The organism is Pseudomonas sp. D4002 (assembly GCF_013385665.1).
Lineage (GTDB): Bacteria > Pseudomonadota > Gammaproteobacteria > Pseudomonadales > Pseudomonadaceae > Aquipseudomonas.
Genome location: NZ_JACAPN010000016.1, coordinates 39051 through 64001, shown reverse-complemented (window position 1 = coordinate 64001; position 24951 = coordinate 39051). Strand labels below are relative to the sequence as shown.

The 24951-nt window shown below is 61.8% G+C and carries 24 protein-coding genes; 11 read left to right on the top strand and 13 right to left on the bottom strand.

Annotation, left to right across the window (positions count from 1 at the left end):
- Nucleotides 1–174: 174 nt before the first annotated feature.
- Nucleotides 175–924: an SDR family NAD(P)-dependent oxidoreductase gene (locus HX824_RS09955; RefSeq protein WP_177054488.1), complete on the bottom strand. Its 750-nt coding sequence runs from the start codon at nucleotides 922–924 to the stop codon at nucleotides 175–177.
- Nucleotides 925–1022: 98 nt separating this feature from the next.
- On the opposite strand from HX824_RS09955, the gene HX824_RS09950 reads away from it, so the two are divergent.
- Together HX824_RS09950 and HX824_RS09945 are read left to right on the top strand one after the other, a co-directional pair.
- Nucleotides 1023–1382, top strand: coding sequence for a helix-turn-helix domain-containing protein (locus HX824_RS09950; RefSeq protein WP_134326628.1), 360 nt, complete (start codon nucleotides 1023–1025; stop codon nucleotides 1380–1382).
- A gap of 198 nt (nucleotides 1383–1580) precedes the next feature.
- Nucleotides 1581–2786 carry a multidrug effflux MFS transporter gene (locus tag HX824_RS09945; RefSeq protein WP_008433402.1) on the top strand — a complete coding sequence of 402 codons (1206 nt, stop codon included), beginning with the start codon at nucleotides 1581–1583 and terminating at the stop codon, nucleotides 2784–2786.
- Here the strand turns inward: HX824_RS09945 and HX824_RS09940 are convergent.
- The 9 genes from HX824_RS09940 to HX824_RS09900 all read right to left on the bottom strand — a co-directional run bounded on the left by HX824_RS09940 (nucleotide 2771) and on the right by HX824_RS09900 (nucleotide 13065).
- The gene (locus HX824_RS09940) at nucleotides 2771–3109 is read right to left on the bottom strand and encodes a DUF971 domain-containing protein (RefSeq protein WP_256346960.1); all 339 of its coding nucleotides are present in this window, start codon (nucleotides 3107–3109) and stop codon (nucleotides 2771–2773) included. The two genes, HX824_RS09945 and HX824_RS09940, sit on opposite strands and share 16 nt — an antisense overlap.
- The gene (locus HX824_RS09935) at nucleotides 3087–4040 is read right to left on the bottom strand and encodes a HEAT repeat domain-containing protein (RefSeq protein WP_177054487.1); all 954 of its coding nucleotides are present in this window, start codon (nucleotides 4038–4040) and stop codon (nucleotides 3087–3089) included. The genes HX824_RS09940 and HX824_RS09935 overlap by 23 nt, the downstream gene beginning before the upstream one ends.
- The gene (locus HX824_RS09930; protein WP_177054486.1) at nucleotides 4037–4876 is read right to left on the bottom strand and encodes an ABC transporter ATP-binding protein; all 840 of its coding nucleotides are present in this window, start codon (nucleotides 4874–4876) and stop codon (nucleotides 4037–4039) included. Before HX824_RS09930 ends, HX824_RS09935 begins: the two co-directional genes overlap by 4 nt.
- Nucleotides 4876–5658 carry an ABC transporter permease gene (locus tag HX824_RS09925; protein WP_177054485.1) on the bottom strand — a complete coding sequence of 261 codons (783 nt, stop codon included), beginning with the start codon at nucleotides 5656–5658 and terminating at the stop codon, nucleotides 4876–4878. The genes HX824_RS09930 and HX824_RS09925 overlap by 1 nt, the downstream gene beginning before the upstream one ends.
- A gap of 12 nt (nucleotides 5659–5670) precedes the next feature.
- Complete coding sequence (locus HX824_RS09920; protein WP_087692993.1) at nucleotides 5671–7077, bottom strand: ABC transporter substrate-binding protein; 1407 nt, start codon at nucleotides 7075–7077, stop codon at nucleotides 5671–5673.
- Nucleotides 7078–7199: 122 nt separating this feature from the next.
- Nucleotides 7200–7445 carry a ferredoxin family protein gene (locus HX824_RS09915; RefSeq protein WP_003217650.1) on the bottom strand — a complete coding sequence of 82 codons (246 nt, stop codon included), beginning with the start codon at nucleotides 7443–7445 and terminating at the stop codon, nucleotides 7200–7202.
- A 39-nt stretch (nucleotides 7446–7484) separates the two neighbouring features.
- Nucleotides 7485–9215 carry a fumarate reductase/succinate dehydrogenase flavoprotein subunit gene (locus HX824_RS09910; protein WP_003217648.1) on the bottom strand — a complete coding sequence of 577 codons (1731 nt, stop codon included), beginning with the start codon at nucleotides 9213–9215 and terminating at the stop codon, nucleotides 7485–7487.
- Nucleotides 9212–9973 carry a GntR family transcriptional regulator gene (locus tag HX824_RS09905; protein WP_008433419.1) on the bottom strand — a complete coding sequence of 254 codons (762 nt, stop codon included), beginning with the start codon at nucleotides 9971–9973 and terminating at the stop codon, nucleotides 9212–9214. Before HX824_RS09905 ends, HX824_RS09910 begins: the two co-directional genes overlap by 4 nt.
- A 170-nt stretch (nucleotides 9974–10143) precedes the next feature.
- Complete coding sequence (locus HX824_RS09900) at nucleotides 10144–13065, bottom strand: TonB-dependent receptor (protein ID WP_177054484.1); 2922 nt, start codon at nucleotides 13063–13065, stop codon at nucleotides 10144–10146.
- Between the two features lie 229 nt (nucleotides 13066–13294).
- Here HX824_RS09900 and HX824_RS09895 point away from each other — a divergent pair, with 229 nt between their 5' ends.
- Nucleotides 13295–13567, top strand: coding sequence for a DUF2790 domain-containing protein (locus HX824_RS09895; protein ID WP_008433423.1), 273 nt, complete (start codon nucleotides 13295–13297; stop codon nucleotides 13565–13567).
- Nucleotides 13568–13666: 99 nt separating this feature from the next.
- On the top strand, nucleotides 13667–14524 hold the full coding sequence (locus HX824_RS09890) for an SDR family oxidoreductase (protein WP_003217640.1): 858 nt from the start codon (nucleotides 13667–13669) through the stop codon (nucleotides 14522–14524).
- 119 nt (nucleotides 14525–14643) lie between these two features.
- On the opposite strand, the gene HX824_RS09885 is transcribed toward HX824_RS09890, so the two are convergent.
- The 3 genes from HX824_RS09885 to HX824_RS09875 form a co-directional block, all read right to left on the bottom strand.
- Complete coding sequence (locus HX824_RS09885) at nucleotides 14644–14868, bottom strand: DUF2188 domain-containing protein (protein ID WP_003217639.1); 225 nt, start codon at nucleotides 14866–14868, stop codon at nucleotides 14644–14646.
- Between the two features lie 115 nt (nucleotides 14869–14983).
- The gene (gene xerC, locus HX824_RS09880) at nucleotides 14984–15898 is read right to left on the bottom strand and encodes a tyrosine recombinase XerC (RefSeq protein WP_087692998.1); all 915 of its coding nucleotides are present in this window, start codon (nucleotides 15896–15898) and stop codon (nucleotides 14984–14986) included.
- A 103-nt stretch (nucleotides 15899–16001) separates the two neighbouring features.
- Entirely contained in the window at nucleotides 16002–16790 is a 789-nt protein-coding gene (locus tag HX824_RS09875; RefSeq protein ID WP_023658829.1) for a M949_RS01915 family surface polysaccharide biosynthesis protein, read from the bottom strand.
- A gap of 469 nt (nucleotides 16791–17259) precedes the next feature.
- Between HX824_RS09875 and arnC the strand changes: the two genes are divergently transcribed.
- The 7 genes from arnC to HX824_RS09840 are packed head-to-tail and all read left to right on the top strand — an operon-like array spanning nucleotide 17260 to nucleotide 24948.
- A complete protein-coding gene (arnC, locus tag HX824_RS09870) occupies nucleotides 17260–18294 on the top strand; it encodes an undecaprenyl-phosphate 4-deoxy-4-formamido-L-arabinose transferase (protein ID WP_008433430.1) in 1035 nt (344 codons plus the stop codon).
- On the top strand, nucleotides 18291–20282 hold the full coding sequence (arnA, locus tag HX824_RS09865; protein WP_177054483.1) for a bifunctional UDP-4-amino-4-deoxy-L-arabinose formyltransferase/UDP-glucuronic acid oxidase ArnA: 1992 nt from the start codon (nucleotides 18291–18293) through the stop codon (nucleotides 20280–20282). Before arnC ends, arnA begins: the two co-directional genes overlap by 4 nt.
- Nucleotides 20282–21166, top strand: a complete 885-nt coding sequence (gene arnD, locus HX824_RS09860; protein ID WP_023658828.1) for a 4-deoxy-4-formamido-L-arabinose-phosphoundecaprenol deformylase — start codon at nucleotides 20282–20284, stop codon at nucleotides 21164–21166. Before arnA ends, arnD begins: the two co-directional genes overlap by 1 nt.
- Complete coding sequence (arnT, locus tag HX824_RS09855) at nucleotides 21163–22818, top strand: lipid IV(A) 4-amino-4-deoxy-L-arabinosyltransferase (RefSeq protein WP_177021106.1); 1656 nt, start codon at nucleotides 21163–21165, stop codon at nucleotides 22816–22818. The genes arnD and arnT overlap by 4 nt, the downstream gene beginning before the upstream one ends.
- Nucleotides 22815–23162: a 4-amino-4-deoxy-L-arabinose-phosphoundecaprenol flippase subunit ArnE gene (gene arnE, locus HX824_RS09850; RefSeq protein ID WP_003217625.1), complete on the top strand. Its 348-nt coding sequence runs from the start codon at nucleotides 22815–22817 to the stop codon at nucleotides 23160–23162. The genes arnT and arnE overlap by 4 nt, the downstream gene beginning before the upstream one ends.
- Complete coding sequence (gene arnF / locus HX824_RS09845; RefSeq protein ID WP_177021107.1) at nucleotides 23159–23572, top strand: 4-amino-4-deoxy-L-arabinose-phosphoundecaprenol flippase subunit ArnF; 414 nt, start codon at nucleotides 23159–23161, stop codon at nucleotides 23570–23572. The genes arnE and arnF overlap by 4 nt, the downstream gene beginning before the upstream one ends.
- The gene (locus tag HX824_RS09840; RefSeq protein ID WP_102369058.1) at nucleotides 23569–24948 is read left to right on the top strand and encodes a UDP-glucose/GDP-mannose dehydrogenase family protein; all 1380 of its coding nucleotides are present in this window, start codon (nucleotides 23569–23571) and stop codon (nucleotides 24946–24948) included. Before arnF ends, HX824_RS09840 begins: the two co-directional genes overlap by 4 nt.
- The last annotated feature ends 3 nt before the right edge of the window (nucleotides 24949–24951 follow it).

The following is a 24951-nucleotide window of genomic DNA, read 5'->3' as shown; positions in this document are numbered from 1 at the left end:
GAGCGCATTTCCTGCTCAAGCAAATCCCGGGCGCTATACGTCATTTAACATAATATACATTATGCGTAATCATATGATCCGTTATTAGGGTCAGTGTCAGCCAGATTTCAACCAGTGCACCACGCTCCTCATCGACCAAACCCAGCCTGTCTCGATTTGGTCGATGAGCCTGGATCACACCTGAGCGAAACCGCCATCCACGAACATCTCGCTGCCCGTCATGAAGCTGCTCTCATCCGATGCCAGGAACAATGCCGCATTCGCCACTTCATCTGGCTGCCCCATACGACCCAGCGGTACACGCGTAACCATCGAATCGACAATCGCATCCTTCTGGCCGGTACCTGATAGCGCTCTGTCCAAACCTGGTGTCGTTGTCGGCCCAGGTGAAAGCACGTTCACGCGAATACCTGTGCCTTGCAGATCCAGCGCCCAGCTTCTCGCGAAGTTTCGCAGTGCGCCTTTCGACGCGCTGTAGACGCTGAACGCTGCGGTGCCCATCGAGGCCGTCGTCGAACCTGTCAGCACAATCGAGCCACCGGCGCTCATCAATGGCAACGCGTTCTGTACGGTGAACAACGTGCCTTTCACGTTCACGCCAAAGGTGCGATCAAACGATTCCTCCGTGATCGCACCAATGGGCTCCAGATCCCCAAGGCCCGCATTGGCGAACAACACATCAACACGACCTTTGTCAGCCTTGATCTGCGCGAATACCCGCTCAAGATCACGCAGGTTTGAAATGTCGCCCTGGATCGCGATCGCGTCATGCCCGATCAGGACCAAGGCTTTGTCCAGTTCATCCTGGCGGCGTCCCACGATAACGACCTGTGCACCTTCGGCCGCAAAGCGTATGGCGCTGGCCAAGCCGATCCCGCTGTTGCCACCGGTGACGACGGCGATTTTCCCGTTGAGCCTGCTCATGAGTGTTTCCCTCAAATGTTGAGGCCCAAGCGTAGATCTGCGCTATTGTTTTGAATAGTATGCACCTTTTGGTAAGTACCCAGCCTGAGGGCAAAAACATGTCAAACAGCACCTTTAACTGCGGGCTCGACGCCGCCCTGGCGGTGATTGGCGGGAAATGGAAACCGTTGGTCCTGTATCACCTGGCCCATGAAGTTCACCGTTATGGCGAACTGCGGCGCGCCGTTGGCGGCGTGACGGACAAGGTGCTGATCCAGCAATTGAAGGAGCTGGAACGCGATGAGATCATCAAGCGTATTGACTACAAGGAGATACCGCCAAAGGTCGAATACTCCCTGACTCCCTTCGGACGCTCGCTGGCCCAGGCATTGGGGCCGCTTTGCCAATGGGGCACCGACCATATGCTGGCGGTTGAACGCATCAGTGAGCGCCGAACGACCGCCCTCGCCCAGCCTTAAATTCGCGAAATATCCAACTCGACTAAATGGATATTTAGTTGAGTTAAATCAGTACGTTACGTCTATCTCCCGTATCCATTGCCTATTCACGACACCCTGCCGTTGGTGACTCTGTAGCGAGTCTGTAAACACCGGCTTGTATGCGCCGAGGGCGATCACTAAGCTGGCCCCTCTTTTTTACCGCCGCCCGGAACCACCATGTCTCGAAGTATCGCCCACCTCGCCCTGCTGCTGGGGTTGATCACCGCCGTCGGCCCGTTTGCCATCGACAGCTACCTGCCGGCGTTGCCGACACTCGGCGCCAGCCTGCATGCCTCGCCTGCCGCGGTGCAGATGAGCCTGACGGTGTTCTTCATGATCATCGGTGTGTGCCAGCTGTTCTACGGCCCGATCAGCGATGTGTTCGGGCGTAAGCCGCCGATCTATGCCGGCCTGGCGATTTTCATCGTGGCCAGCATTGGTTGCGCCCTCGCCCCCTCCATCGAGGTGCTGATCGGCTTCCGGGCGTTGCAGGCCTTTGGCGCCTGCGCCGGGATGGTGATTCCGCGGGCGATTGTGCGTGACTTGTACACCGGCCATGAAGCCGCGCGCCTGATGGCGTTGCTGATGCTGGTGGTGAGCATTTCACCGATTCTCGCACCGCTGGCCGGCAGCGTGATCATTGCCGTGTGGAGCTGGCGCGAAGTGTTTTGGGTACTGGGTGTGGCCGCAGTGCTGTGCCTGATCATGACCGCCGTGCAATTGCCGGAAACCCACCCCGCCGAACGCCGCCTGGGCAAGACCCTGGGCAATGCGTTCGGCAGCTACGGCGCGTTGCTGCGTGATCCGGTGTTTACCGGGTTGTCGGTGGTGGGCGGTTTTGGCCTGGCGACGTTCTTCGTGTTCATCGGCAGCGCGCCATTCGTTTACATCGAGTACTACGGGCTCACGCCAACGCAATTCAGCCTGTGCTTTGCCCTCAACGCGGCGTCGTTTTTTGCCCTGAGCCAGTTGACCGCGCGCTTGAGTGCACGCTTCGGCCTCGCGCCGTTGATTCGCTGGTCGGTGGCGGGCGTGGCGACCGTCATGACCTTGCTGGCACTTACCACACTGTGGGGCAACAGCCTGCCGTTAATGATGGCACTGCTGTTTATTGGCTTTGGTTTTCTCGGCTTGCTGTTGCCGGCGGCCGGCGTGTTGTCCCTGGAAGATCACGGTGCCGTGGCCGGTTCGGCCTCGGCGCTGTTGGGCGCGATCCAGATGATCACCGCCGCCGTAGCCATGTCCCTGGCCGGCCTGTTCGCAGACCACACACCGGCGCCGATGTTGATCGGCATCGCCCTCAGCGCCGTGGCAGCGATGCTGACGGTGTGGTGGACGCTGCGCCGCCTGCCGGCACACCTGCAACCTCAGTCGCGCACCTGACCAGCGGAGATTGGCGCCCCGGTCTGGAGCCCCATTGCTGCCAAATAAGCCCACGGGTAAATCCCCCGCTGGTGCCCATCGCTGAAAATCAACTGCACGCCATACCCCTGGGGATGGACCTCCAGCACCCGGACACGGTCCGACACCAGCGGCGGCGTGCCTCTCAACCGAAAGGCCCGGCACTGCGAGCACGGGCATTCACGGCGCAGGCGAGCGTGGTCGATCCATTGCACGCCGTCGCGCCATTCCAGCCTCAAGCGCCCATCATCATCGCGGCCAATGCCGTTCGGTGCACTCTGTTCATTGCAGTTGTGCCAGGGCAATGCGCACCGCCTTGCGTACTTCCGGGTCGCCATCGTCGGCCGCGTCACGCAGCGGGCCAAGGGCCTGTCGGTCGCCCAACTCGCCCAGCGCCAGGGCGGCTTCCTTGCGCAGGTTGCTGATGCTGTGGCCCAACGTCAGGAGCAGCGCCGGCAACGCCGGTGCATACCGCAGGCGCCCAAGGCTGCGGGTGGCGCGCAGGCGGACTTGCCAGTAGTCATCGGCCAGCGCCGTGATCAAGGCGTCGCCCGCGCGGGTGCTACCGACTTTGCCCAAGGTGGTCGTGGCCTCTTCCCGTACTTGCCAGGTGGCGTCCTGCAACGCTTCATACAGCGCCGGCAGTACCCGCTCATCACTGGCCAAACCGAGGGCGCCGGTGGCGGCACGCCGGACTTCGGTGTCCGGATCGCTGCTGGCCAACCTCGCCAGGGCGTCCAATGCCGGCAGGTGCTTGAGCCAGCCGAGCACACCGACCGCTTCGCGGCGCACCCCCGCATCGGTATCGCTCAGCGCCAGCATTGCCGACGGCGCCGCCGCTTCAAGGCGCAACTCGCGCAGGGCACGGAAGATTGCCGTGCGCACGCTGACGTCGGCGTGGGTGGCCCATGGCAATAACAGCCGGCCCGCCTGCGTCGACTTGAGTACGCTCAAGCTCTGGGCGGCGGCATCACGTACCGACGCTTCAGTGTCGGTCAGCGCCTGGCACAGCGCCTCGACCACTGCGTCTTCTTCCCACGCCTCCAGCAGGCTGGCAGCCTGGGCGCGCACGTCGGTGGCCGGGTCGTGGCGCAGGCTGTCCACCAGCCACACCAGGCCGTCGGGGTCTTCCAGGTCAGCCAGGTCAATCAGGGCGATCCGGCGCATGCCGGCATCCGGCGCTTGCAGCCGCGGGCGCAGGGCTTGGATGTCGGAGTTTTCGGTTTCATAGGTCATATGGCAAATCGCGGTCTTGGGTGATCGTTGGGTAGCCCGAGCGGGTTCAGCCGTGGTAACTGGCGACCATCTTCGTGGTGCAGCAGCTCCAGGCAATGGCGCTTGAGGTGGGTAAATTCCGGCGAGGTCATCAGTTCGGTGCTGCGCGGCCTTGGAAAAGTCAGCTGGAAATCCTCGATGATGCGCCCGGGGCGCGTGCTCATCACCAGGATGCGGTCGGCCAGGAACAGCGCTTCGTCGATGTCATGGGTGACAAACACCACGGTGGTGCGGATGCGCGTCCAGATGTCCAGCAGCAAGGCCTGCATCTTCATGCGGGTCAGGGCATCCAGCGCGCCGAACGGTTCATCCATCAACAGCAGGCCGGGACGATTGATCAACACCCGGGCAATTTCCACCCGCTGCTGCATGCCACCCGACAGCTGGTTGGGCCAGCGCTCGGCAAAACCTTCCAGGCCCACCAGGTGAAGGATCTCATCGGCGGCGGCCAGGCGCTCGGCCTTGCCTACGCCGCGCATCTTCAGGCCGAAGGCGACGTTTTCGCGTACCGAACGCCAAGGGAACAGTGTGTGTTGCTGAAACACCATGCCCCGTTGCTGGGACGGGCCGGCAATCGGCCGGCCATCCATTTCCAGCGTGCCCTGGCTTGGCGTGAGATGCCCGGCCAGCGCGCCGAGCAAGGTTGACTTGCCACACCCGGACGGGCCGAGGATGCATACGAACTGCCCCGGCTCGATCCTGCAATCCAGGGCTTTCACCGCCTCGAATGCCTGCTGCTGTTCGCCCAATACAATGGATAAGCCGCGTATGTCGACACGGCCCTCAAGATGACTCATCAGGCTTTACCTCGTGGTCGATGCCAGGGAGTGAACAGTGCGCCGAGACGCTTTACCAACAGGCTGCTGCCCATGCCCAGCACGCCGATCAACAGCATGCCAACGACAATGTCGGCATAGTTCTGGATGGTGTAGGACTCCCAGGTGTAATAGCCGATACCGTACTGGCCGGAGATCATTTCCGCCGTCACCAGGCAGAACCACGAAGTGCCCATGCCAATCGCCAGGCCGGTGATGATGCTCGGCGCGGCGCCCGGCAGAATCACCTCCAGCAGGATCGCCCGGCGCCCTGCCCCCAGGCTGCGCGCCGAGGCGATCAGCCGAGGATCGACGCCTTCCACGCCATGCACCGTATTGAGCAGCACCGGAAACAGCGCGCCGGTGAAGGTGATGAAGATCATCGACAGCTCCGACGACGGGAACATCAGGATCGCCAGCGGGATCCAGGCTACCGCCGGGATCGGCCGGATCACCTCCAGCAGCGGCAACAGCAGGTCTTCCGCCCACTTCCAGCGGCCAATCGCGATGCCCAGGCCGATCCCCACCAGCGCGGCCGCCAGGTAGCCCTCGAACACCCGGGTCAGGCTTGCGCTCAAGTGCCGCACAAGCTTGCCCGAGTCCGCCAGCCCCAGGGCCGCCTGCAGCACGGAGCCCGGCGTGGGCACATTGGCAAACGTCACCAGCCACAGGTTCCAGTGCTGGCTGGCCGCCAACTGCCAGAACAGCAGGCACAACAGCAAGGAAGCGGCCTTGGGCAGCCAGCGCCATGGGGTGCTTGTCATGAACACGCTCCCTCAGCGACCGGCAACGGCCTGCGCGCCGGCGTCGGTGAAATTGAACACCTTGCCGCCCTGGGCCTGGGCAAATTGCTGCGCCTGGCCCTTGAGCAGGAATGCACTGAGTTGGCCGTGCTGATTGGTGGCAAACCAGGCCTGGCTCGCCAGCAGCTTGATGCCGCTGTCTTCGGCCTGGGCATACACGGCGCGCACCGCCTTGCCTTGTTTGTTCAGGCTGTCCAGCGCGGTGAACGCCGCCTCGGCCGACGCGTAATCGCGCACCTTGGGCTCACCCTTGACCCAGATTTGCGCGACGTGCTTCCAGTCGGTGATCGGCGCGCCGCTCAGGGCGTCGTTGGCCTTCAGCGGGGCCTGGGCGTAGTTGCCCAATTGCGCCGCATAGTCCAGGCCCGAGGCCTTGAACGCGGCACGGATGTACTGGTCATCGATAAAGGTATTGAGGTCCAGGCCACGGTCGGCCTTTTTCAGCAGCTTGAGGGTGTCGATCGCGGTGCCCACGGCCTGGCGGTATTCGGGTTTCCAGCTCAAGTCGCGGGTCTGCACGCCCAGCGGGCCATGGAACAGGTAGTTGACCTCGGCTTCGACGCCGGTGACTTTTTCGATCAGCTCGCTGTACTTCTCCGGCTCTGCGGCCAGCAACTGATTGGCCTCGATACTCGCGCGCAGGTAGGCGACGACCACTTCCGGGTACTGTTTGGCATAACTTTCGTCCACCAGCGCGCCGTGGAACGTCGGGGTGTTGGATTGCGAGCCGTCGTAGATCTTGCGGGCGAAACCACGGTTGGGGAACAGTTCGCCGAACGGCACAAAGTCGGCATGGGCGTCGATCTTGTTGGCCTGCAACGCCGAGCCTGCCACTTCGGGCGCCTGGGCAATGATGTTGACGTCCTTGAGCGGGTCCCAGCCCTGGGCCGCAACAGCGCGCAGCAACATTCCATGGGCCGTGGAGGCGAACGGCACGGAAATCGTCTTGCCTTTGAGGTCCGCCAGGGACTGGGCGCTGGAAGCGACCGGCACCACAATGCCGTTGCCGCTGCCCTTGATGTTGCCCGACAACACGCTGATGAACAGGCTGTGCTTGCCCGCCGCCTCGAACGCTACGCCGTTGAAGGCACCGGGGAAGTCGGCCATTGCGCCAAAGTCCAGTTTGCCGGCGACCATTTCATTGGTCAGCGGCGCGCCACTGGTGAAGTTTTTCCACTGCACGTCGTAGGTCGCGTCCTTGTACTTGCCGTCGTGCGGCAGGTATTTGTCCAGCAGCCCCAGCTCGCGGATCAGCAAGCCGCCCGCGGCACAGTTGATGGTGGTGTCCTGGGTGCCGATGGCCACCCGGATCGTTTGTGCCTGGGCCGACAGGCTCAAGCAAGCCAGCACCAGGCCGGCCAGGGTTGCGCGCAATAACATTGGGTAGTTCCCCTCGAATCATGGTTGAAGGAATCGTCTCCGCCACGGTCTGGCGCGGTGGGAAACGAGGGGGTGTGGCTAGGGCTGCGTCCGGGGTTGGCGGATGGCGTTTGCGGCAGGTCTCAGCGCAACAGGTACGGAATCTCGACCTTGACTGCGCCGGTGGGGCAATCTTTTTCACAGGGCATGCAATACCAGCATTCATCAAACGCCATGTACGCCTTCTGCGTTGCCGGGTTGATCGCCAACAGGTCCATCGGGCACACGTCGACGCAGACCGTGCAGCCTTTTTCGGCGATGCACTTGTCCTCGTCCACCGTTACCGGGGCGTTGGAGCGAAAGAATATTTCCTGGGGCTGATAGGCCATTTCACGGTGTCCTGTGGTGAGCGAGCTTGGGGGGCACATTCAGGCGGCGTCAGCCCCTACGCGCAGGCGGTCGTAAGCCTGCATCTCTTCGGCATCCAGCGGGATCACATAGGGCTCGACGGGTTTCTTGAAGCTGACCATCTGCCCGTCCTCGCCCTTTTTCAGGTGGCAATGGCAGAACCAGTCGGCGTCGTTGCGTTGCGGGTGATCGACCCGGTAGTGGTACAGGCCCCAGCGGCTTTCGGCGCGGTACAGCGAGGCGCGGGCAGCCATTTCGGCGCAGTCGCGGATCACGCTGGTTTCCATGGCGCGCATCAATTCATGGGGGTTGTGCGCCTTCATCTGGTCCAGGTCGCGCTCGATATCGGCGAAGCGTTGCAAGCCGATTTCCATCTTGCGGGTGACCTTGGGCGGCTGCAGGTAATCGTTGACGAAGCGCCGCAGCTTGTACTCGACCTGGGCCGGCGGCAGACCGGTTTCGCGGTCCAGTGGCGCATAGACCCGAGCCTGCTCGGCGGCCACTTGCCGGGCATCCACCGCGCTGAATTCGCGCCCGGCCACAAAGCTTGCCGCGTTAGTGCCGGCAAACCAGCCATAGGTGAACGCGCCGAGCATGTAGTTATGTGGCACCGCCGCCATGTCGCCCGCTGAATACAGGCCCTTGACCGAGGTTTCCGCGCGCTCGTTAACCCACACGCCCGACGCCGAATGCCCGCTGCAAAAGCCGATCTCGGAGATATGCATCTCGACCATCTGGCTGCGGTAGTCGGTGCCCCGGTTGGCGTGGAACTGGCCACGGCTGGGGCGCTCGTTGCTGTGCAGGATCTGCTCGATGTTCTGGATGGTTTCCTCCGCCAGGTGATCGAGCTTGAGGAACACCGGGCCGTTGCCGCTTTCCAGTTCCTGGTGGAACTCCCACATCATCTGCCCGCTCCAGTAGTCGCACTCGATGAAGCGTTCACCCTTGTTGTTGGCGGTATAGCCGCCCAAGGGGCCGGTGACATAGGCGCACGCCGGGCCGTTGTAATCCTTGATCAGCGGGTTGATCTGGAAGCACTCCAGGTTCGCCAGTTCGGCTCCGGCGTGGTAGGCCATGGCGTAGCCGTCGCCGGCATTGGTCGGGTTTTCATAGGTGCCCATCAGGTAACCCGAGGACGGCAAGCCCAGGCGGCCGGCCGCGCCGCAGCAGAGGATCACCGCCTTGGCCTTGATCACCTGGAAGTCCGCAGTGCGGCAGTCAAAACCCATCACGCCATTCACCGCGCCTTCGCTGTCGGTCAGCAAGCGGGTGCACACCAGGCGGTTGGTGATACTGACCCGGGCGCGCTTGAGCTGGCGATACAGCACCTTCTTGATGTCGTGCCCTTCAGGCATCGGCAACACGTAGGCGCCCATGTGATGGACTTTTTTCACCGCGTAATCGCCGGTTTCGTCCTTCTCGAACTTCACGCCCCAGCGGTCCAACTGCTCGATGGTTTCAAAACTGTGGGTCGCGTAGGCGTACACCGCCGCCTGATTGACGATGCCGTCGTTGGCAATCGTGATTTCCTTGGTGTACTGCTCCGGCGTGGAGTGGCCGGGAATGATCGCGTTGTTGAGGCCGTCCATGCCCATGCTGATGGCGCCGCTGCGCTTGACGTTGGCCTTGTCGATCAGCAATACGCGCAGATCGCGGTTGGCCTCCTTGGCCTTGATCGCCGCCATGGGGCCGGCTGTACCGCCGCCGATCACCACGATGTCGTATTCCAGTTCCAGGGTTTGGCGGCTCACGGGCGGCTACCTCGCTGACGGTCGATGCGCAGGCGATACTGAAACGCGTCGCCACGGTAATACAGGTGTTCGAAGTCCACGGGCTGACCGTCTGCGGTGTGGGTCAGGCGTTCGATGCGCATGATCGGCGAGCCGGCCTCGACGTTCAGCGCCTGGGTCAGCTCGCTGTCGGCGAGTACCGCGTCAATCGCCACGTCGGCGTGACCCAGTTGCAAGCCGCAGTCGTTCTCCAGGATCAGGAAGATGTCGCGGGTCACCAGGTCGGCGTTTTCCAGGCGTTCGCCCAGGGCCTGGCTGAGGTAGGTGATTTCCAGCGACACCGGTTCGCGGTTGATCAGCCGTACCCGCTTGATCTGCGCGACAGTGCTGCCCTCCTCCACGCCCAGGCGCTCGGCCACCAGCTTGTCGGCGGGCACGAAGCGGTAGCTGCGCAGGCGGTTGATCACTTCATAGCCGCGCTCGGTCATGGACTCGCCCAACCCCTGCAGGGTGCTGACGTTCTGATAAGCCTTGGGTTTGGAAACAAAGGTGCCTTTGCCGTGGATCTTGTAGATCAGGCCTTCCTTTTGCAGATCACCCAGGGCCTGGCGCACGGTGATGCGGCTGACTTTGAAGCGCGTGCCCAGTTCGCTCTCGGAAGGCATCTGGGTGTTCGGCGCGTACTCACCATCAAGGATGCGGCTGCGCAGCAGGTCCCGCAGTTGGGCATGCAGCGGAACGCTGGACAGAGGGGATAAGGCGACGGTTGATTCGTTCATCAGGGCCACTTGTCATAACGAGTTATGACGTGATCATAAGGAGTCTTATGAAAAGCCTGGAAATACCGTTTTGGAATAAGGTTATGGACCGGCGAATCCCGCTGCACCTACGGGATGGGTGCAGTGGATCCGCCTGTTTTTATAGAGCAGTGTCTGGACCTGATGAACAATCAGAAGTTATAGCTGACCCGGGTATAGAGGATGCGGCCAAACGGGTCGGCGTATTTCGGGTCGTACCCGCTCTGGAACGCATAGGTCTGGTTGCTGAACGGCGGCGCGCGGTCAAACAGGTTTTTCGCGCCCAGCGTGACGGCCAGGGACTTGCTCCAGTTGTAGGTACCCGCCAGGTCCCAGACGTTGTAGGAGCCTACGGAGTCGTGGGTGTCGGGGTCCGAGTCGTGATAGCCACTGGTGTAGCGGTTGGTCAGGCTGACGCCCAGCGGTCCGCGGGCCCAGGTGCCGGTCAGGCTGTGGCGCCAGCGTGCAACGGCGCCCGCGGTGGAGAACTCGCCGCCACGAAAATCACCGAGTTTGTCGATGTAGTCGCCCTTGAGCTCCTGCTGGTATTTGTATTCGTTGACGTAGGTGCCTTGCAGGCCGATGCCGAAGTCACCGATGGCGGTGCTCGGGAAGCGGTAGTCGAAACTCACATCCACGCCGTTGGTCTTGGTCTTACCCAGGTTGGCAAGGCCGGTAACGATGTGATCGATGGAGCCATCCGCCTTGCGGATCAAGCGGTCGCCGTAGGCATCCGGGTCATCGAATACCGACGACTCAGGAAACTCGGCAATCTGGTTGGCGATGGTGATCCACCAGAAATCCAGGCCGGCACTGAGGCGCTCAATCGGTTGGAACACGAAACCAAAGGTCACGTTACGTGCGGTTTCCGGGCTCAAGCTGCCGTTGCCCCCGCTTTGCCGGCGGAACTGCTGGGCGCAGTCGCGGTTGCCGATCCCGCCATTGGCCGGGGTGCCGCCCGGGCACAGGCGCGGGTCGTTGTAGTTGGCCACGGTGTAGCTGGTGTAGGTCGGGTTGTACAACTCGTACAGCGACGGCGCACGGAAGCCTTCACTGTAGGCACCGCGCACCACCAGTTCCTTGAACGGCTGGAAGCGGAACGAGTATTTCGGGTTGGTGGTGCTGCCAAAGTCGCTGTATTTGTCATGACGCACGGCGGCAGACAGTTCCAGGCTTTCGAGCACCGGCACGTTGACCTCGGCGTACTCGGCCGACACGCTGCGATTGCCGCGCACCGCGCCATTGGGGTCTACGCCCAGGCTCTGCACGGTCTCGGCAAACTGGGCGAAATCCTGGTGGAAATCCTCCTTGCGATATTCACCGCCCAGCGCCAGGCCCGTCGGCCCCGCACCGAACCAGTCGCCGATTTCACGGCTTACGCGCCCGTCGATACTTTTCACTCGGCCCACGGCGGTGGCGTAATCGCCATCCACGCGGCTGGAGGCGAGCAACGCCCTGCCCGCTTCACTCTGCGGCCCGAACGGGTTGATCACACCGTTGGCAATCCCCTGGCTGATGGTCTGGTCGTTTACGTAGCCGTCAAGAATGGTTTGCACCACTTTGTTCTGGTTGTAGGACGCGCCGACGTTGTAGTCCCAGTTCGCCACATTGCCTTCGAAACTCAGCAGCAGCCGCTGGCTGGTGTTGTCATCTTCGTGCTTGCGCGCGCCGGCATCGGTTTCACGCCAGTTCACGTCTACCGGCTGTGTCGGGTCCAGGGCGAAACCCGTGGGGCCCGGGGTGATGCCGTTGCCCGGATAGAAAGGCGTACCCGGATTGACCTGGGCGCCCATCAGGGTGCCTGGGCCAATCTGCGTACGGTTTTCGTTGCGCGCCCAGAAGTATTCGAGGCTGACGGTATGGTCATCGGCCAGCTTGCCGGTGGCTTTGGCAAAGGCCGAGGTTTTTTCGGTTTCCGGCACCAGGTCCAGGTAACTCCACAGGCTTTGACGGCAGATGCCATTGCGTGACAGCAGCCCGGGGGAATTGCAACCGGAGCCGGCCAGCGGGTTGGTCGCGTTGCTGCCCTGGCTCCAGTTGGCCGGCGCGGCGGTGCCGGAGGTGAAATCCAGGCCGCGACCGGGCTGGTAGTTGTAGGTGAAGTCACGGTCCTTGGCCGCCAGGCGCGTCTGCTTGTCGTAGCTGACCACGCCGAACACGTTGAAGCGGTCCTCTTCAAGGTCGCCGAAACCGTAGCTGCCACTGAAGTTATGGCTGTCGCCACCCCCGGAGCGCGTCGGTGAATCGTAGTTGGTGGAAAGTTGCCCACCGGTGAGGCTGGTCTTGGTAATGAAGTTGATCACCCCGCCAATCGCGTCGGTGCCATACAGCGCCGAGGCGCCATCGCGCAGGACTTCCACGCGGTCGATGGCGGCAAACGGGATGGTGTTCAAGTCCACCCCGGAACCGTTGGTGGTGTTGACGGCGTTGTTGCTCAGGCGCCGGCCATTGAGCAGCACCAGGGTTTTGTTCGCGCCAATCCCGCGCAAGTCGGCATACGCCGCACCGCCGCTGCTGGAACCCACCGAACGCCCGGAGCCAACGGCAGACTGGTTGGCCGAAATGCGGTTGATCAACTCCTCGGTGGTGCTCACACCCTGCTCGCGCAATTGCTCGACCCGCAGGATGGTTACCGGCACTGCCGTTTCCGCGTCCACCCGGCGAATCGCCGAGCCGGTCACCGTGACTTTTTCCAGGCGGTAATCAGTACTTTTGCCCTCGGCCGGTGCGCCGCTGGTGGACGTCACGGGTGCTGGATGCACCGTCAGCCCCTGTTCGCTGTCGCTCACTTGCAGGCCACTGCCCTGCAATGCCTTGTCCACCGCTTGCAGGCTGCCCAAATCGCCGCGGATGGCGGCACTGCGCTTGCCCTGCACCCACTGTTGATTGAACGAAATCATCACCCCGGTCTGCCGGGAGATATCCAGCAGCACCGTATCAAGCGGGCCGCCAGCGATATCGAAGGTGAACACCTGGCCGGCCACTTCCTGGGCCATCACCGATGTCGTGCACACTCCCATCGCCAGCGCCGCCGCCAGCGTCAGCCTTGGTAGTTGTTGTTTGAATAAAAACATCGAGGAGCTCCCTGTTGTATGTGTCTACAGGGATGAGCAGCGGCAGACGGATATTTATAGGGCTGCGTTTAGGCGAAGATGCTATGAGTTTATAACCGGTTATAAGAGGCTTGCTGCATCGATTTGGCTGATGTCTTCTATTGGCCCGCAAGCGTTCATCCCCGCGCCAGGCGCTTTGTAGAATGAACCCCACAGTCAAGCCACCACCTTCGTGGTGTCGGAGGTTCTCATGCGTTATCTGCTTATCGCCGTGCTGGGCCTGTTCAGCACACTTGCCTTCGCCCAGGGCGAAACCCCGGCACCCACTGTGAGTGCCAACGCCCCCGCCAGCGAGGCGTACGACTATTCCCAGGACCTGGACATCGCCAAGGTGGTGCGCGTCAGTACCGAATCCTCCACCGAATGCGGGCCGGTCAAGGGTCACATGGTCTACATCGACAGCCACGGCGTGCGTCATGAACTGGACTACATGCGCCTGGGCGATGCCTGCCAGCACGGTTGAGCGCAAACCATTCGTCGGGCTCGGCCGGCATCGATTACAACTATCCGGCAGCTGAAAATCACTAATCCATAGAACCCGTTGTGATCTATGGAGATTGAGATGACTGACTACCCACGCCCACCTTTCGCCAGCCAGGCCCAATCCGTTCCCGGTTCGCAGAAGAAGATGGACCCCTATCCCGACTGCGGCGAGAAGAGCTACACCGGCTCCGGCCGCCTGGCCAACAAGATCGCCCTGATCACCGGCGCCGACAGCGGTATCGGCCGCGCCGTGGCGATTGCCTTTGCCCGCGAAGGTGCCGATGTGGCTATCGCCTATCTGGACGAACACGAGGACGCGAAGGAAACCGCACGCTGGGTGGAAGAAGCCGGCCGCCAATGCCTGTTGCTGCCCGGCGACCTCGCGCAAAAAGCCAACTGCCAGGCGATTGTCGACCAGACCGTCGAGCAGTTCGGGCGGATCGACGTGCTGGTCAATAACGCCGCATTCCAGATGACCCACGAGACCCTCGAAGAGATACCCGACGAGGAATGGGTCAAGACCTTCGATATCAACATCACCGCGATGTTTCGCATCTGCAAGGCGGCGCTGCCGCATATGAAGGCCGGCGGGTCGATCATCAATACCAGCTCGGTGAATTCCGATATGCCCAAGCCAACGTTGCTGGCATACGCCGCCACCAAGGGCGCGATTGCGAACTTTACCGGTGGCCTGGCACAACTGCTGGGCAGCAAGGGCATCCGCGTGAACAGCGTGGCGCCGGGGCCGATCTGGACGCCGTTGATTGTCTCGACGATGCCGGACGAAGACGTGAACAGCTTTGGCAGCGAAACACCGCTGGGCCGCCCCGGCCAGCCGGTGGAAGTGGCGCCGATCTATGTGTTGCTGGCGTCGGATGAGGCGAGTTACATCTCGGGCTCGCGGTATGCGGTGACGGGTGGCAAGCCGATTCTCTAGGGTCGAATGCAAATCCAGTGTGGGAGCGGGCTTGCTCGCGAAGGCGGAGTGTCAGGCAATGCATGTGTAACTGAACCACCGCCTTCGCGAGCAAGCCCGCTCCCACATTGGGTGCTCGGTCAGCCCGGAGATCGTGTCGGGTCAGCCTTGCGCGGATAGGTTCTTTCCTCCTGAATACGCCCATCCATGCTGTGAATCCTCAGCGACGCCGTCTTGTCGCTGAGAAACTCTTTCGCCAACTCAACGATCGCCTCCTTGGTCTCTGCCGTTTTCGACGGCCGTGCCGAGCCCTGCTTGGTCAACGCCCAACCGGTGCCGGTCTTGTTGATGTTGTAGGTATCCATGGTCTGCTCCTTCGACTGAATAAACACGGCACGCGGCAAAACCCGCGCCCTACTATTGCGAGCGCGGCTGCCGGGCAGAGTTCAAGGCAGTTGGCGGGCCAGGTTACGGGCGGCCCTACAGGTCAAACCGATCCACGGCCCTGCGCCGCTCATTGTCGTCGCGCACATCGTAGGTGGCGGTGGTCTGGATATTGGTGTGGTGCGCCAGCTTCTGGGCGATCGACAGGTCGTACTCTTCAATGACCCGCGTGATGAACGAACGGCGGAAATCATGGGGCATGATTTTCACGCCGACCTGCTCCCCACGCTGGCGGGCGATGTAGTAAATCGCGTGTTTGGTGATGCGCTCGCGGGTAATATGGCTGCCCCGGCGAATCCGGTTGAACAGGAAACCATCGTCCTGCTCACCCGGTTTCAACTGGCTGCGGCGAAACGCCAGCCACGCCTCCAGCTTGGCAAAGGCCCAGGCCGGTGCGTACTTGATCAATTGCTTGTTGCCCTTGCCGGTAACCTGCAGGCTGCGCTCGTCAAAATTGACCTGGCCCAGCTCGATGTTCACCGATTCCGACTTGCGCATGCCCGAGCCATACAGGATCCCGATCACCGCCGCATCCCGCAGGCCCTGCGGGCGCGGATCGGCGGCGCAGACTTCCATCAACTCACGAATCAGCGTACGCCGCAGGTTGCGGCCCTGGCTCAGGCGGGTGCCGGCCATGGCCTTGACCGAGCGCATCTTCAGCAGGTGGTCCTGGCTGATCAGGCTCATGCGCCAGGCTTCGTTCATCACCCCGCGCACGGCGTTGACGTACAGCGATGAGGTATTCGGCGCATACCCGTCTTCCCGCAGCACCGCCACCAGGGCCATGACGTGTTCGGGCTGCAGCAGGTGCCAGTCGATGTCTTCGAGGTTGATGTCTTCAAAACCCAGGCGGTCGGCGGCGTCCTGCAGCACGTAGCGCATGGTCAGCTGGCTGGAGGGCGCCAGGCGGGTGAGATAGAGGGTCAGCGGGTTGCGGGTAGACTCAGTCAAGGTAGATCAGCCTTTGGATTAAATATATCGACTAACCATCTGTTTAATCGACATATTTAGTGAATTGGCGAGCGCCGAGTCTAGCGCAGGTCAATCCCCGGGGCTATTCCTGATCGTCTTCCGCCGGGGCTGGCGTCTGCTGCTGGCTCCAGTCGGTGTCCTGCTTCTGCATCAAGGCAAACCAGTGCTGGCGCATGAACTCCAGGTACGGTTTGGGCGCCTTGGCAAAATCTTCTTCGTCGCCGTAACAGCCAGGAAGCGGCAGCTCGGTACCCTGCTCCTTGTACTGGCTGACCAGCGCCTGTTGGGCGGCGATGCTGCAATCCTTGGGCAACGGCATGCCTTGCAGGGCGCCGGCGTCTTCATCCCACCAGCTGGCGCCATAGCGGTCGATGCCACGCAGGCGGTACTTCTGCGACTTGCCGATGTGCATGATCAGCTTGAAATCATTGGGGCTGACGTCACTGGTGCAGGTGCGGCTATACCCCACGGTGACCTGGCTGATGCCATCGCCCAGCAGGTCGGTGACCCGGGTGGCGTCGCTGTTGAAGTGCGCGCCGGCATCGAACTCGCAATGCTGCACGTCGTCGTAGAGCATCCACAGGCGCTTGGGCCGGTCACCGTCGAGCAGGTACTGGGCGGCGTAGACAAAGGCCGACTGCGCACCGTCGTCGTCGCGTTCGCTGACTTGCTCTGCGAGTACCAACAGGTTCTTGCCCTGTTTGTCGCTCCAGACGAAGGCGCCGACCTGTTTACCCCGCACTTCTACGCCATCGGGCACCTGGTCGATGGACGTCAGTGCCACGCCGTCATCGGCCCGCACACTCGTGGCCCAGGCCACCGTCATCAACAACACCATCAACATTGGCCGTAAACGCTGCACGCTATTCATCCGACTGCCCTGGCAAGAGATGGCTTACTTTACCGGCACTTGCGCGGCATTGCAGAGAAGATTCTTCAGGAACCAGCCCGCGCGCGGAAAAAGCCTACCGGCCCTTCTCCCCTCATCGGCACGGCGTTGTCCGTGCTTCTGCTGTTTACCTGAACCCTAGCTGTCTACCTGCCAAAAAAACGACTTTTTCATCTGCGTTTCATATTCGTTGAACATTTTTGCGCTTAATCTTGGCGGCACGACTTGAGAACGAACCGTACTTTGCAGGTTAACTCGTTGATTCCGCTTTACCTTTGAGCATTTTAGTCTTTACTCACGTAAGCCATGGAAGAACCACTGTGACCTGTCAGGACTGTCGAATGAATGCCACAAATCAACGCTATCTTTGATCGGATGCCCGGCATCCGAGGCTGACGATAACTGCTGTCTTTACGCTCCAAGTTGCTCTAACCCCCGAGGTAATGAATCTTTGAAACCCTATCCAATTCATTGCGTGTCGATCGTTATCCCGGTCTACAACGAACAAGAAAGCCTGCCTGAACTGCTGCGCCGCACCATGGCGGCCTGCAAACAACTGGCTTACGAATACGAAATCATCCTGGTGGACGACGGCAGCCGCGACAACTCCGCGCAATTGCTGGAAGACGCCGCCGCGCTCGAAGGCAGCAATGTGGTGGCGGTGATCCTCAACCGCAACTACGGCCAGCACGCCGCGATCATGGCCGGCTTCGAGCATTGCCGGGGCGACGTGGTGATCACCCTGGACGCCGACCTGCAAAACCCGCCGGAAGAAATCCCGCGTTTGGTCGAACAGGCCGCCCTGGGCTATGACGTGGTTGCCACCGTGCGCAACAACCGCCAGGACTCGGCCTTCCGCCGCTGGCCGTCGCGCCTGATCAACCTCGCCGTGCAACGCTCCACCGGCGTGGCCATGAGCGACTACGGCTGCATGCTGCGTGCTTATCGCCGCACCATCGTCGACGCCATGCTGGCCTGCCGCGAGCGCAGCACCTTTATCCCGATCCTGGCCAACAGCTTTGCGCGCCACACCACGGAAATCCTGGTGCATCACGCCGAGCGTGAACACGGCGAGTCCAAATACAGCCCGATGCGCCTGATCAGCCTGATGTTCGACCTGCTGACCTGCATGACCACCACGCCATTGCGCCTGTTGAGCATCGTCGGTTTCAGCCTGGCGGCCCTGGGCATGCTCTTCGCCTTTGCACTGATCGTGCTGCGTCTCGCTTTCGGCTCCGGCTGGGCTGGCGACGGCATGTTCGTGCTGTTCGCCGTATTGTTCGTGTTCACCGGTGGCCAGTTCATCGGCATGGGCCTCCTGGGTGAATACCTGGGCCGCATGTACAGCGATGTGCGGGCCCGCCCACGGTTCTTTATCGAAAAAGTGCTGCGCAACCAACCGGCAGCACCGGCCGAGACCTTTACGGTCGACGGCCTGACGTCCTCCCACACCTCTACTTCTCCTTCCGATCAGGTTTCGTCATGAATTCAAAAGCTGTTGTCTTCGCTTACCACGATATTGGCTGTGCTGGCATTGAAGCCCTGCTCAATGCGGGTTACGAAATTGCTGCCGTGTTCACCCATGCCGATGATCCCAAGGAAAACAATTTCTACGGTTCCGTCGCCCAGCTGTGCGCCCGCAATGGCATCCCGGTACACGCCCCGGAAGACGCCAACCACCCGCTGTGGATCGAGCGCATCGCCAAGCTGAACCCGGACTACATCTTCTCGTTCTACTATCGCAACCTGCTGAGCGAAGCCCTGCTGGCCACCGCCAAGAAAGGCGCGTTCAACCTGCACGGCTCCCTGCTGCCTAAGTACCGTGGCCGCGCACCGGCCAACTGGGTGCTGGTGAACGGCGAAACCGAAACCGGCGTGACCCTGCACCGCATGGTCAAGCGTGCCGATGCCGGCGCGATCCTGGCCCAGCAGAAAGTCGTGATCGAGCGCACCGACACCGGCCTGACCCTGCACGCCAAACTGCGTGACGCCGCCACCAACCTGCTGCGCGATGCCCTGCCGCAACTGGCTCAAGGCAAGCTGACCGAAACCGCCCAGGACGAAAGCAAGGCCACCTACTTCGGTCGTCGCACCGCCGCAGACGGCAAACTGGACTGGAAAAAACCGGCTGAAGAGCTGTTCAACCTGGTTCGCGCCGTTACCCAACCATACCCGGGTGCCTTCTGCGCCGTGGGCGAGCACAAGCTGATCGTCTGGAACGCCGAAGTCGTCAAGGGCAACGAAGGCCTGGCGCCAGGCCGCGTGATCAGCGTCAACCCGCTGCGCATCGCCTGCGGTGAAGACTCCCTGGTGGTCAAGTCCGGCCAGCGCAACGAGAACGGCCTGTACCTGGCCGGCCCATCCCTGGCTGATGAACTGGGCCTGGTGGACGGTTCCGTACTGCGCGGCGCCGAGTCCGGCCGCAAGCCGCGTCGTACCCGCGTGCTGATCCTGGGTGTGAACGGTTTCATCGGTAACCACCTGTCCGAGCGTCTACTGCGTGACGACCGTTACGAAATCTACGGCCTGGACATCGGCTCCGACGCCATCGAGCGCCTGCGCAGCCACCCGAATTTCCACTATGTGGAAGGTGACATCAGCATCCACTCCGAGTGGATCGAGTACCACATCAAGAAGTGCGACGTGGTCCTGCCGCTGGTGGCCATCGCCACCCCGATCGAATACACCCGCAACCCGCTGCGCGTATTTGAACTGGATTTCGAAGAGAACCTGAAACTGGTTCGCTACTGCGTGAAGTACAACAAGCGCGTGATCTTCCCGTCGACCTCCGAAGTGTATGGCATGTGCCAGGACCAGTACTTCGACGAAGACACCTCCAACCTGGTGGTGGGCCCGGTCAACAAGCAGCGCTGGATCTACTCGGTCTCCAAGCAACTGCTGGACCGCGTGATCTGGGCCTACGGCGACAAAGGCCTGAAGTTCACCCTGTTCCGTCCATTCAACTGGATGGGCCCGCGCCTCGACCGCCTGGACTCGGCCCGCATCGGCAGCTCCCGCGCCATCACCCAGCTGATCCTGAACCTGGTGGAAGGCACGCCGATCCGTCTGTTCGACGGTGGCGAGCAGAAGCGTTGCTTCACTGACATCGCCGACGGTATCGAAGCCCTGGCGCGCATCATCGATAACGACAACGATAACTGCAACGGCCAGATCATCAACATCGGCAACCCGGAAAACGAAGCCAGCATCCGTCAGCTGGGCGAAGAACTGCTGCGTCAGTTCGAAGCTCACCCGCTGCGCAGCAACTTCCCTCCGTTTGCCGGTTTCCGCGACGTGGAAAGCAAGGCGTTCTACGGCACCGGTTACCAGGACGTGGCGCACCGCAAGCCAAGCATCGACAACGCCAAGCGCCTGCTGAACTGGGAGCCTACCGTGGAGATGAGCGAAACCATCGGCAACACCCTGGATTTCTTCCTGCGTGAAGCCATGCTCGAAATCGCGGACAAGCGCTGATGCAAGCGGGTCTACGCATCGACGTCGACACTTACCGAGGCACCCGTGAAGGGGTGCCAAGGTTGTTGGAGTCGCTTGATGAAGCCGGGGTCAAGGCGACCTTCTTCTTCAGCGTCGGGCCGGACAACATGGGGCGCCACTTGTGGCGCCTGATCCGCCCGCAGTTCCTGTGGAAGATGCTGCGCTCCAACGCTGCCGGTTTGTACGGCTGGGACATTTTGCTGGCCGGCACCGCCTGGCCGGGCAAACCCATTGGCCGCGACCTGGGGCACCTGATGCGCCAGGCCAAGGCCGCCGGGCATGAAGTCGGGCTGCACGCCTGGGATCATCACGGCTGGCAAGCCAACACCGGGCGCTGGAGCGATGCACAGCTGATCGAGCAGATTCGCCGTGGCGTCGACACCTTGAGCGACATCCTCGGTGAACCCATCGACTGCTCAGCCGCCGCCGGCTGGCGTGCCGATGAGCGCGTGGTGCAAGCCAAGCAACAGTTCAATTTCCGCTACAACAGCGATTGCCGTGGTACCAGCCTGTTCCGGCCAACCCTGGCGGATGGCAGTGCCGGCACGCCACAAATTCCGGTGGACATGCCGACCTTCGACGAAGTCGTGGGCCCGGTGGTGGCCGCCAAGGATTTCAATAGCTACATCCTCGACCGCTTCAAGCCGTCGAAGCTCAACGTCTATACGATCCACGCAGAAGTAGAAGGGATTCTGATGGCCAATGATTTTCGCCAGTTGCTCGCCCAGGCAGGGCAGCGCGGCATCGCGTTCAAACCGTTGGGCGACCTGTTGCCCGCCGACCTCACCACCCTGCCCCAGCAACAGCTGGTGCGTGGTGCGTTGAGCGGCCGTGAAGGCTGGCTCGGAGTGCAAAAGGCATGATCCGGCGCTGGGCCTTGCCCCTGCTCCTGCTGGCCTTCGGGGTGTTCTACCTGATCCCGTTGGCCACCCACGGGCTGTGGATTCCCGACGAAACCCGCTATGCGCAGATCAGCCAGGAAATGCTGCTGACCGGCAAATGGGCCTCGCCACACTTCATGGGGATTCGCTATTTCGAGAAACCGGCGGCCGGTTACTGGATGATCGCGCTGGGCCAGGCGATTTTCGGGCAGAACCTGTTCGGCGTGCGTTTTGCCTCGGCCTTGAGCACCGGCTTGAGCATCCTGCTGGTGTATTTCGTGGCCCGGCGTTTGTGGAACGACCCGCGCAAGAGCCTGGTCAGCGCCGTGCTGTACATGAGTTTTGTCAGCGTCGCGTTCCTGGCGGGCTATGCCAACCTCGACCCGCAGTTCACCTTCTGGGTCAACCTGACCGGGGCGGCGCTGTGGTTCTGCTTCGACAGCACCACCACCCGCGGCCGCCTGTGGTCGTGGGCCTTGCTCGGGTTCGCCTGCGGCATGGGGTTCATGACCAAGGGTTTCCTTGCCTGGTTGCTGCCGGTGCTGATCGCCCTGCCCTACGTGCTCTGGCAAAAACGCATTCGTGAACTGCTCACCTATGGCCTGGTGGCCGTGGTGGTGGCGATTGTCGTGAGCCTGCCCTGGGCGCTGATGGTGCATGCCCAGGAACCGGACTACTGGAATTTCTTCTTCTGGCACGAGCACATCCAGCGCTTTGCCGGCGACGACGCCCAGCACTCCGAGCCCTTCTGGTATTACCTGCCGCTGATGGTTGCGTTCACCCTGCCGTGGATGGCGTTGCTGCCGTCCACCGTGAAGCAGGCATGGCTGGAAAAACGCAACAGCAAGGTCGCCTTCCTGCTGCTGTGGCTGCTGATGCCGCTGGCGTTCTTCAGCCTGGCCAAGGGCAAGCTGCCGTCGTACATCATGCCCTGCCTGCTGCCACTGGCGCTGCTGATGGGGCATACCCTCGCCGACAAACTGGCCCAGGCCCGTGGCCGCGTACTGCGCATCAACGGCTGGGTGAATCTGGTCATTGGCGTATTGGCGTTGCTGACCCTGACCTGGTTCCAGCTGAAAAAACCGGTGTACGAGCACGGCCAGGAAACACTCAGCCTGGTGCTGGTGTTCGTCTTCCTGTTCGGCTGGATCATCGCCAACCTGCTGCAAGCCGCCCGCCCGTTGCACATGTGGGCCGCACCGGTGATCGGCAGCTGGTTGCTGGTGGCGCTGGTGCCGGCCGCGTTGCCGCACTCGGTGGTTTATAACAAGACCCCCGACCAGTTCATCATCGACCACCTCCAGGAGCTGCAGCCGACCACTGCGTTGCTGAGCAACGACCTCGGCGCCGCATCGGCCTTGTCATGGCGCCTGCAGCGTCCTGAAGTGATGCTCTACAACACCGTTGGCGAAGTGAAATACGGCATCGCCTTCCCGGACACCGCTTATCGCAAGATCGATGCCGCCAGCGTCCAGCAATGGATGAGCGAGGCGCGCAAGCAAGGCTCGGTGGGCGTGGTGATGCGGGTCAAGGGTGACGACGAACGCCAGGAAGTGGACCTGCTGCCCAAAGACGGCAAGCGTTACGAGCAGGGCAATATCGTGATTCTGATCTTCCCGCAGAGCGCGCCATGACCACTCTGTTGCTGTTGTTAGGTGCCTGCCTGCTGACCTGCATGGGCCAGGTGTCCCAGAAGTTTGCCGTGGAAGGCTGGCGTGACCAGCCCGACGGTTGGGCCCTGAAGCTGCGCTCGCCGTGGCTGTGGTCGGCGCTGGTGTGCCTGGGCCTGGGTTTGCTGGTGTGGCTGCTGGTGCTGCAACGCCTGGAAGTCGGCATCGCCTACCCGATGCTGAGCCTCAACTTTGTATTGGTCACCCTGGTGGCGCGCTTTGTGTTCCATGAACACATCGATGGTCGCCACTGGTTCGGCGTGCTGCTGGTGATTGCCGGTGTGGTGCTGCTGGGGCGTCAGGTATGAGTCGCGCTCGCGGTTTTGCCCTGGCCCTGGGCAGCGTGGCACTGGTCAGCGGTGCCCAGTTGGGCATGCGCTGGAGCATGACGCGCCTGCCATTGCCCACCGAATGGCTGACAGCACTCAACACGGGTGCCATCGACCTCGGCGCACTGGGCGTGGTGATCCTGGCGATCATCGCCTATGCCCTGTCGATGCTCTGCTGGCTTGGCGCACTGAAAGACCTGCCGCTGGGCCGTGCCTACTCGCTGCTCAGCATCAGCTACGCATTGGTCTACCTGCTGGCCGCCAGCCTGCCGGTGTTCAACGAACATTTTTCGCTTTCAAAAACTGCGGGAGTGGCCTTGGTCATCCTCGGAGTCCTGACTATCAACTCTCGTCGTGCTAGCACCACAAGTCCCAGGAATGCCCCATGAAAATCAGTGTATTTGGTAGTGGTTACGTCGGTCTGGTGCAGGCCACCGTATTGGCCGAAGTCGGTCACGATGTCATCTGCATGGACGTTGACGAGAACAAGGTCAAGCTGCTGCAACAGGGCCACGTGAGCATCTTCGAGCCGGGGCTGGCGGCCATGGTCAAGGAAAACCTCGAAGGCGGACGCCTGACGTTTACCTATGATGAAAAACTCGCCGTCGAACATGGCGAAGTGCTGTTCATCGCCGTGGGTACCCCTTCGGACGAAGACGGTTCGGCCGACCTGAAATACGTGCTGTCCGTGGGCGATGCAGTGGCTCGCCACCGTATCGACCCGGTGATCCTCGTGGAAAAATCCACCGTACCCGTAGGCACCGGCGACACCTTGCGTGCGCACATGGAAAAAGCCCTGCGCATTGCCGGCCGCCACCTGGAGTTCGATATCGTCTCCAACCCGGAATTCCTCAAGGAAGGCTCGGCCGTTGCCGACTGCCGCCGCCCGGACCGGATCGTCATCGGCTGCGAACGTGAAGAAGTGCGCGAGGTGATGCGTGAGTTGTATGCACCGTTCAACCGCAACCACGACCGCATCATCTTCATGGACCTGCGCAGCGCCGAACTGACCAAGTACGCCGCCAACTGCATGCTGGCCACCAAGATCAGCTTTATCAACCAGATCGCCGAACTGGCCGAACACCTGGGCGCCGACATCGAAGCCGTGCGCCTGGGCATTGGTGCCGACTCGCGTATCGGCTACCACTTCATCTACCCAGGCTGCGGTTATGGCGGCTCGTGTTTCCCCAAGGACATGCGCGCCCTGATCCACAGCGCCAAGGCCGCCAACTGCTCCAGCGACCTGCTGGAAGCCGTGGAAGCCATCAACCAGCGCCAGAAGAGCAAGCTGTTCGAACGCGCCAATGCATTCTTCAAGGGCGACCTGCGCGGCAAGACCTTCGCCTTGTGGGGCCTGGCGTTCAAGCCCAACACCGACGACATGCGCGATGCGCCAAGCCGGGTGCTGATGGAAGCCTTGTGGGCCGCCGGCGCCAATGTACGTGCGTTTGACCCGGAAGCCATGCAGGAAACCCAGCGCATCTACGGTGATGACCCGCGCCTGATGCTGATGGGCACCCCGGAATCCACCCTGAGTGGCTCTGACGCCTTGATCATCTGCACCGAATGGCAACAGTTCAAGGCACCGGACTTCGACCTGATCCAGCAACGCCTGAAAACCCCGGTGATCTTCGACGGCCGCAACCTGTACGACGGCGAACGCCTGGCACGCAAAGGCATCCAGTACTTCCCGATGGGCCGCGGCGATTCCTGCAACTTGCCGATCCCCCAGCAAAACTGGGCGCCTCAGGCCGAGGAAGCCTGAGAC